The 4,770-nt window shown below is 66.6% G+C and carries 7 protein-coding genes; 2 read left to right on the top strand and 5 right to left on the bottom strand.

Translation table 11 applies throughout. The features are described 5' to 3' along the window. The 3 genes from accC to aroQ all read right to left on the bottom strand — a co-directional run. On the bottom strand, window positions 1-1,164 hold a 1,164-nt coding region (accC, locus tag DI624_RS15860; protein ID WP_291540499.1), incomplete at its 3' end, for an acetyl-CoA carboxylase biotin carboxylase subunit. A 3-nt stretch (window positions 1,165-1,167) separates the two neighbouring features. Continuing rightward, window positions 1,168-1,653 (bottom strand): acetyl-CoA carboxylase biotin carboxyl carrier protein, encoded by a 486-nt coding sequence (gene accB, locus DI624_RS15855; RefSeq protein ID WP_291540497.1) that lies wholly within the window; start codon window positions 1,651-1,653, stop codon window positions 1,168-1,170. Between the two features lie 45 nt (window positions 1,654-1,698). Beyond that, the gene (gene aroQ, locus DI624_RS15850; protein WP_291540495.1) at window positions 1,699-2,145 is read right to left on the bottom strand and encodes a type II 3-dehydroquinate dehydratase; all 447 of its coding nucleotides are present in this window, start codon (window positions 2,143-2,145) and stop codon (window positions 1,699-1,701) included. A 349-nt stretch (window positions 2,146-2,494) separates the two neighbouring features. On the opposite strand from aroQ, the gene thiS reads away from it, so the two are divergent. Continuing rightward, the gene (gene thiS, locus DI624_RS15845) at window positions 2,495-2,695 is read left to right on the top strand and encodes a sulfur carrier protein ThiS (protein ID WP_291540493.1); all 201 of its coding nucleotides are present in this window, start codon (window positions 2,495-2,497) and stop codon (window positions 2,693-2,695) included. On the opposite strand, the gene DI624_RS15840 is transcribed toward thiS, so the two are convergent. Together DI624_RS15840 and DI624_RS15835 are read right to left on the bottom strand one after the other, a co-directional pair. After that, entirely contained in the window at window positions 2,696-3,076 is a 381-nt protein-coding gene (locus tag DI624_RS15840; RefSeq protein WP_291540491.1) for a type II toxin-antitoxin system VapC family toxin, read from the bottom strand. A 2-nt stretch (window positions 3,077-3,078) separates the two neighbouring features. Further along, the gene (locus DI624_RS15835; RefSeq protein WP_291540490.1) at window positions 3,079-3,363 is read right to left on the bottom strand and encodes a type II toxin-antitoxin system Phd/YefM family antitoxin; all 285 of its coding nucleotides are present in this window, start codon (window positions 3,361-3,363) and stop codon (window positions 3,079-3,081) included. 116 nt (window positions 3,364-3,479) lie between these two features. Between DI624_RS15835 and DI624_RS15830 the strand changes: the two genes are divergently transcribed. Next, window positions 3,480-4,262, top strand: a complete 783-nt coding sequence (locus tag DI624_RS15830) for a HisA/HisF-related TIM barrel protein (RefSeq protein ID WP_291540488.1) — start codon at window positions 3,480-3,482, stop codon at window positions 4,260-4,262. Window positions 4,263-4,770 lie beyond the last annotated feature (508 nt).

Below are 4,770 nucleotides of genomic sequence, written 5' to 3'. Positions count from 1 at the left end.
GATCAGCTTGCCGATCAGGCTGTCGTAATAGGGCGGGATCGAATAGCCGGCGTAGATGGCGCTATCCAGACGCACGCCCAGGCCGCCCGGCGCGTGGAAGTCGGTGATCTTGCCCGGCGACGGGGTGAAGGTCTCCGGGTTCTCGGCGTTGATCCGCACCTCGATGGCGTGGCCTTTGAATTCGATGTCGTCCTGGGTGAACGACAGCGGCAGACCGGCGGCGATCCGCACCTGTTCGCGCACCAGATCGACGCCGGTGATCATTTCCGTGACCGGGTGTTCGACCTGCAGGCGGGTGTTCATCTCGATGAAGAAGAACTCGCCGTCCTCCCACAGGAATTCGATGGTGCCCACGCCCAGATAGCCGATGGCGGCGATGGCCTTGTTGACCGTCTCGCCGATTGTCTTGCGGCCCTCGGCCGACAGGGCAGGCGAGGGGGCCTCTTCCAGCACCTTCTGGTGACGGCGCTGCAGCGAGCAGTCGCGTTCGCCCAGGTGAACGACGTTGCCGTGGCTGTCGGCGATGACCTGGATCTCGATGTGGCGCGGCTTCTGGAGATAGCGCTCCATATAGACGGCGCCGTTCCCGAAGGCCGCCTTGGCCTCGGACTGGGCGGTCTGGACCGCCTCGACCAGGTCGTCGGGCGTCAGAGCCACCTTCATGCCGCGTCCGCCGCCGCCCGCCGCCGCCTTGACGATCAGGGGAAAGCCGATGGACCTGGACGCCTCGATGGCGGCCTCGACCGTCTCGACCTCGCCGTCCGAGCCGGGGACCACAGGAATGCCCGCGTCCTTGACCGTCTGCTTGGCGCTGATCTTGTCGCCCATGACCCGGATATGCTCGGGCTTGGGACCGATAAAGGTCATGCCGTGGGCTTCGACGATCTCGGCGAAACGGGCGTTCTCGGACAGGAAGCCGTAGCCGGGGTGGATCGCCTGGGCGCCGGTGATCTCGGCCGCCGCGATGATCGAGGGGATGTTCAGATACGACTTGGCGGCCGAGGCCGGGCCGATGCAGACGCTCTCGTCCGCCAGCCGAACCCACATGGCGCCCCGGTCGGCTTCCGAATGGACGGCGACGGTGGAGATGCCCATCTCCTTGCAGGCGCGGTGCACCCGCAGGGCGATCTCGCCGCGGTTGGCGATCAGGACTTTCGTGAACACGGCTCAGGCTTCCAGCAGAACGAGGGCTTCGCCGTATTCGACCGGCTGGGCGTCGCCGACCAGGATGTCGGCCACCACGCCGTCGCGGGGGGCCTGGATCGGGTTCATCGTCTTCATGGCCTCGACGATCAGCAGGGTCTGGCCTTTCTTGACCGTGTCGCCCTTCTTGACGAAGGGCGCGGCTTCCGGCGACGGCTGCAGATAGGCGGTGCCGACCATCGGCGACTTCACCTCTTCGCCGGCGCGGGCGACGATGGTCGCCGGATCCGACGGCATGGCGGCAGGGGCGGCTGCGGCGGGCGCGGCGACAGGGGCGGGCGCGGCGGCGTATTGCACGGGGGCGGCGGCGACCGTCACCGACCGCTTGACCTTGATCTTCAGATCGCCGCGCTCGACCTCGACCTCGGTCAGGTCGGTCTCGTTCAGGATTTCGGCCAGCTGGCGGACCAGGGCGGCGTCGATTTCGGCGTGTTTCTTGTCATCGGCCATTGGAATGCGCCTTGTCTTTCGTGTGTGTTAGCGAACGGGCGGCCCTCAGGCGCGTTCCCGGATCAGGATCAGGGCCGCCTGGACGGCCAGTTCATAGCCGGCCGCGCCGAAACCGGCGATCACGCCGGTCGCCGCGGACGACACATAGGAGCGATGGCGGAACGCCTCGCGCGCCGCCGGATTGGACAGATGCAGTTCGATCACCGGGATCGACAGCGCCTTCAGCGCGTCGTGCAGCGCGACCGACGTATGCCCATAGGCGGCGGGGTTGAGGATCAGGGCGTCCGCGCCCTCGCGCGCCTCCTGAATCCAGTCCACCAGCACGCCTTCGTGGTTCGTCTGGCGAAACACCACCTCGGCCCCGGCCGCCGTCGCCACGCATCGCCGTTCGATGTCGGCCAGGGTGTCTCGGCCATAGATGTCCGGCTCCCGCACCCCGAGCAGGTTCAGGTTGGGACCGTTCAGCACATGAAGGACGGGTGTTTCGGACATGGTTCCAGGAATCGATCCGGCGCACGACGGCGCAAGAGGGGCCTTTTAGCCGACGCGGCTCGCGGGTCAAACGGTCGGCGCAGGGAAGTTTACGCCGGGGCAATCGACGCTGGTCCGGATTTCGCACGGCTCCATACGACGGTCCCCCAGCGGGACGGGCTTTCGGGAACGCAAGCGGATGCGCCAGGACGGCAAGACGATCGTGCGGACGGCGGCGGCGGCCTTCGCCGCCCTGGCCGTGGCCCTGGTCGCCTTCCTGGTCGAGGCGGGCTGATCCGATCCGGTCGCCGGGGCTGGCGAAGACCCGCGGCGGCGTCTATCTGCGAGCCGCGCCCGACGGAGACCCGCGATGAACCAGATCCAACTGAACGGCGAGCCGCGCCTGGTCCAGGCCGTCACCATCCTGGCCCTGGTCGAGGAACTGTCGCTGGACCCGCGCAAGGTGGCGGTCGAGCGCAATCTGGAGATCGTGCCCAAATCCCTGCACGCCTCCACCCCCGTCGCGCCGGGCGACCGCATCGAACTGGTCCAGTTCGTCGGCGGCGGTTGATCAGACCTTCAGGATCGGGCCGGGATAGCGGGCCAGCGTCGCATCCGCCGTCACCAGCCTGGCTTCCTCGACTACGGCCTGGGCCAGAAGGAGGCGGTCAAAAGGGTCGCGGTGGATCAAAGGCAGGCCGGCGAGCCCCAGCGTATGTCGGCTGGTGACGTCGATTTCGCTATATCCCGCCGCCAGAAGACGATGCCGAAACGTCTTCGGATCGACATTGAAATCGGGACGTTGCAAGTTCCGTTTGACGACGATTTCCCAGATGTTGACCGCGCTGAAGATCAAGGTGTTGTCAGGGTCCGCCATCGCCTGCGCCGCCTCTGGGGGAAGCCGCGCCAGATCTTCGGACGCCCACAACAGCAGATGGGTGTCGATCAGCAACCTCATCGGCGGAAGTCGTCTTCCGGTTTGTCATCGACCCCGTCGCCATAGAACATGGCTTCGATCTCGGCCTGGCCCATGGTGTCGAAGTCGTCGGGCACCTTGATCTGGCCCTTCATGAAGCCGAACCGACGCGAGGTGTCGACGACCGGCGGCGTCTCTTCCAGCGGGACGATCCTGGCCATCGGTTTACCGGCCTTGGCGATGGTGATGGACTCGCCCTTGGCCGCCCTGTCGATCAGGCGCGACAGATGCGTCTTGGCCTGGTGGATATTTATCGTCTCCATGACGCCGCTCCAGTGAACTTAGTCCACTTGGTTTAGTCCATTTGCGACCCTTCGGCAACGCGGCGTGATCGTTTCGGCCCTTTCGCATCGACGGCCATAGGCTTAGGTCAGCCGTCATGACCGATACAGCCTCCGAAACCTGGTCCGTCGCGGGCCGCACCTTCACCTCGCGCCTGATCGTGGGCACCGGCAAATACGCCGACTACGCCCAGAACGCCGCCGCGGCCGAGGCGGCGGGCGCCGAGATCGTCACCGTGGCGGTGCGCCGGGTGAACCTGACCGATCCGAACCAGCCGATGCTGGTCGACTATGTGAAGCCCGACCGTTTCACCTTCCTGCCCAACACCGCCGGCTGTTTCACCGGCGAGGACGCGGTCCGCACCCTGCGCCTGGCGCGCGAGGCGGGCGGATGGAGCCTGGTCAAGCTGGAGGTCCTGTCCAACACCGCCCACCTCTATCCCGACATGGTCGAGACCCTGCGGGCGCTGGACCTGCTGATAAAGGACGGGTTCGACGTCATGGTCTATTGCACCGACGACGTGGTCATGGCCAAGCGGCTGGAGGACGCCGGCGCCGCCGCAATCATGCCCGCCGCCGCCCCGATCGGCTCGGGCCTGGGCATCCAGAACGAGGTCAACGTCCGCCTGATCGTCGAACAGGCCAAGGTGCCGGTGCTGGTGGACGCCGGGGTCGGCACGGCCTCGGACGCCACGCGCGCGATGGAGCTGGGCTGCGACGCCGTCTTGATGAACACCGCCATCGCCGGGGCGAAAGACCCCATCCGCATGGCCCGCGCCATGAAACACGCCGTCGCCGCCGGCCGCGACGCCTATCTGGCCGGCCGGATGCCGAAGCGGATGTACGCCGATCCGTCGTCGCCGCTGGCGGGACTGATCTAAAGGCTGGCGCACCCTCGTCTCCTACCCACTTGTGCGAAGCAGTGGAGGGGTTTTCGAAGTTCCACGGGCGCAGTTGATGTGGCCGAGAGCCCTTCGTCAGTCCACCCACCGCCGTCATCCTCGGCCTTGTGCCGAGGATCCATACGTTCGGTCTCAAAGGGCGGGGGACGGCGGCGGACACCGGGATGATGGATCCTCGGGACAAGCCCGAGGATGACGGATTTCAATGCCAGCCATCACAATGCGGCTGGTGCATTCCCCGCGAATCCAACCGCTTGGCGAATTATCTCCCCCATTATCCATCCCCCCTCCGAAACGCGCGTATTCTAAAGCCGTCTCGTCGCGTGGAGGGCTCGTAAGGCCTGCGACCTTGCGGCGGCGGGAGCGGATGGAACGGGAGCGGGTCTGCAACGGCCCGCGCCGACATCGACTCATGGAGCGGTGTCGGAGGGTCGAGGGGGATACTCGGCCGCACTCGGGACGGGGTTTCGCAGACCCCGCCGACCCG

Origin of the sequence: Brevundimonas sp., assembly GCF_003248455.1 — a bacterium.
Classification (GTDB): Bacteria; Pseudomonadota; Alphaproteobacteria; order Caulobacterales; family Caulobacteraceae; genus Brevundimonas.
This window is presented reverse-complemented; position numbering and strand designations above follow the sequence as displayed.

What these genes read in the sequence shown, in the direction of transcription:
- aroQ (WP_291540495.1), bottom strand. Translation starts at nt 2,145, where the DNA reads ATGTCCGAAACACCCGTCCTTCATGTGCTGAACGGTCCCAACCTGAAC.
- DI624_RS15830 (WP_291540488.1), top strand. Translation starts at nt 3,480, where the DNA reads ATGACCGATACAGCCTCCGAAACCTGGTCCGTCGCGGGCCGCACCTTC.
- accB (WP_291540497.1), bottom strand. Translation starts at nt 1,653, where the DNA reads ATGGCCGATGACAAGAAACACGCCGAAATCGACGCCGCCCTGGTCCGC.
- thiS (WP_291540493.1), top strand. Translation starts at nt 2,495, where the DNA reads ATGAACCAGATCCAACTGAACGGCGAGCCGCGCCTGGTCCAGGCCGTC.
- DI624_RS15835 (WP_291540490.1), bottom strand. Translation starts at nt 3,363, where the DNA reads ATGGAGACGATAAATATCCACCAGGCCAAGACGCATCTGTCGCGCCTG.